This is a genomic window from Dethiosulfatibacter sp. (genome assembly GCF_983023055.1).
Genome location: NZ_CEZJXU010000305.1, coordinates 616 through 3197, shown reverse-complemented (window position 1 = coordinate 3197; position 2582 = coordinate 616). Strand labels below are relative to the sequence as shown.

The window sequence follows — 2582 nt, the reverse complement described above, 5'->3', positions numbered from 1 at the left end:
ACCATAATGCTAAAGGATGGAGAATCAAAGGTAATTGTAAAGCGTCAATCATATGAAGATTTAACACAATACGATATAAGTCTTAGATAAGGGAAGGTGCAGTCATGATACCAGTTAAAACGTATCAGGGAGCAGGAAATGATTTTGTAATAGTTAAAAATACTGATGGAATTGAAGATGTTGAAGATTTTGTAAAGAAGGTATGCCATAGAAGATTTGGAATAGGTGCAGATGGATTCATGTATCCTGAAAAATCCGATAAGGCCGATGTATTCATGAATTACTTCAATAGTGACGGAAGTAGAGCGGAAATGTGTGGAAACGGACTCAGATGTTTTGCCAAGTTTGTTTACGAGGAAGGTATTGTAGACAAGAAGGAATTCACGGTAGATACTCTTGCTGGAATAATGGAAGTAAAACTTAATTTTGATGGTGACAAGCTAGTAAGTGTTACGGAAAATCTAGGAGTGCCTTCTCTTACACCTGAAAGTGTTCCTGTAACAACAGATGAAAAGGTATTTATAAATCAAAAAATCAAGTGTCTTGACAGAGAATTTGAAATGAGTGCGGTTCTTATGGCTGTGCCCCATGTATTGATACTTGTGGACGAATTGAATGAAGATGATGTGTTGAAATATGGACCGCTTCTTGAAACCCATGAAATATTTCCAAGAAATGCCAATATCAATTTTGTAAAGAAAGTGAGTGAAAACGAAATCGATGTTGACTTCTGGGGAAGAGGTGACGGAAGATGCCTTGCTTGCGGGACAGGATCCTGTGCAATAGGATATCTAATGAACTATATGGGTCTTACAGAAAAGAAGATCAAGGTAAATGCCCTGGGTGGAGTGCTTTATGTTGAAGTTAAGGATGGAAATGCAATAGAGCTTACAGGACCTGCCGAGTTTATAAGTGAAGGAATGTACAACTACAAGTAGGCTTCACAAATGGAGGACGAAATGATTGGATTTAAGAAATACCAGGGAACTGGAAATGATTTTATTCTGATGAAAGATATTGAAAAAATAGATAATCTTGACAATTTTGTAATCGAAATATGCGATAGAAGATTTGGTGTGGGTGCTGATGGATTTATGTATCCTGGAGAGTCTGAAGTTGCGGATGTGTTTATGCATTTTTATAATTCAGACGGCCTTAGAGCCGACATGTGTGGAAACGGACTGAGATGCTTCAGCAAGTATGTATACAATGAAGGAATTATTGACAAGAAGGATTTTACCGTGGAAACCCTTGCGGGAATTATGGAGATAAATCTTGAAGTTGTAGATGGAGAAGTTGTTAGTGTTACAGAAAAAATCGGAACACCTGTATTTACTCCATCGGCTGTTCCTGTTGCTACTAAAAAGGACAGGTTCATAAATGAAACCGTGAAATGCTCTGATAGGGAATATTCTGTAAGCAGCATACTCATGGGTGTGCCTCATACCGTGGTGAAGGTTGATTCCATGGACAAGGAAGAACTTTTGAAATACGGTATGGAGATATCAGAACTTGATATTTATCCAGTGAAAATTAATGTAAACTTTGCAGAGGTATTAAGCGACAGTGAAATAAATGTTGATACCTGGGAAAGAGGAATAGGTAATACCTTGGCATGCGGAACAGGATCTTGTGCCAGTGTATATATATTGAATCATTTAGGCATGGTAGGCAAGAATGTGGACGTAAATGTACCTGGAGGGAGGTTGAACATAGAGATTCTAGACGGCGACGTACTACAACTTACAGGACCGGCTGAAATGATTTATGAAGGAACTTATTAAAATTAAATATTTATAGAACTAAGCACTGACATAGTAGAGAGAATTTTGCGATAGTTTGAGAAACTAAAAATAATGGAGGGTAACATGTCAGATTCGATTTTAGAGAGAGGTAACCATATTAAATTTGGTTATGCAGCAATGGTAGTAGGACTTGTATTTTTGTTTGTACTTGGCGGAGCAATAATTTTTGGGGCTGCAATTGAAACAATGTTTGTACTTGCGTGGATATTCACAGTACCATTGGTAATGAAAACTGGTTACACCTACAAGGAAACCCAAGGATTTGGATGGAAGGTTGTAATGGAATCTCTTGAAGCCAACTTCATCATCCTCATAGTTGGAACAATGATAGCAGCACTAATAGCAAGTGGAACTGTGCCGCTTATAATCGTACTTGGACTTAAGGTAATATCACCTAAGGCATTTTTATTGACAACGCTTTTGGTTTGTTCATTTACATCTTTGGCAACAGGTACATCATGGGGAACTATAGGAACGGCAGGACTTGCAATGGTAGGTATAGGAAATGCCCTTGGAGTTCCAGTAGGAATGACTGCAGGAGCAGTAATTTCAGGAGCAGCCTTTGGAGACAAAATGTCACCATTGTCAGATACAACTAACCTTGCGGCAGCAGTGACTGGAACACCTCTTATGACTCACATTAAGCATATGACTTTGACAACTTTGCCAGCCTATATACTTTGTGCAATCATATTTGGAATTATGGGATTGCAATTTAGCGCATCAGCTTACGATCCATCAATTGTAAACAATACAATTGAATCACTTAGTGGAATA

General features: G+C 38.1%; 3 protein-coding genes. All 3 read left to right on the top strand.

Going from position 1 to position 2582, the window contains the following annotated elements; genetic code table 11:
• Positions 1–104 precede the first annotated feature (104 nt).
• Positions 105–938, top strand: a complete 834-nt coding sequence (gene dapF / locus AC3AX0_RS10050; RefSeq protein ID WP_487550157.1) for a diaminopimelate epimerase — start codon at positions 105–107, stop codon at positions 936–938.
• A 21-nt stretch (positions 939–959) separates the two neighbouring features.
• Positions 960–1784, top strand: a complete 825-nt coding sequence (gene dapF / locus AC3AX0_RS10045) for a diaminopimelate epimerase (RefSeq protein WP_487550156.1) — start codon at positions 960–962, stop codon at positions 1782–1784.
• Between the two features lie 84 nt (positions 1785–1868).
• Positions 1869–2582, top strand: a 714-nt coding sequence (locus tag AC3AX0_RS10040) for a Na+/H+ antiporter NhaC family protein (protein WP_487550155.1), incomplete at its 3' end; no start/stop codon positions are given.

Coding starts and splice junctions, on each gene's coding strand:
- dapF (WP_487550157.1), top strand. CDS start 105: ATGATACCAGTTAAAACGTATCAGGGAGCAGGAAATGATTTTGTAATA.
- dapF (WP_487550156.1), top strand. CDS start 960: ATGATTGGATTTAAGAAATACCAGGGAACTGGAAATGATTTTATTCTG.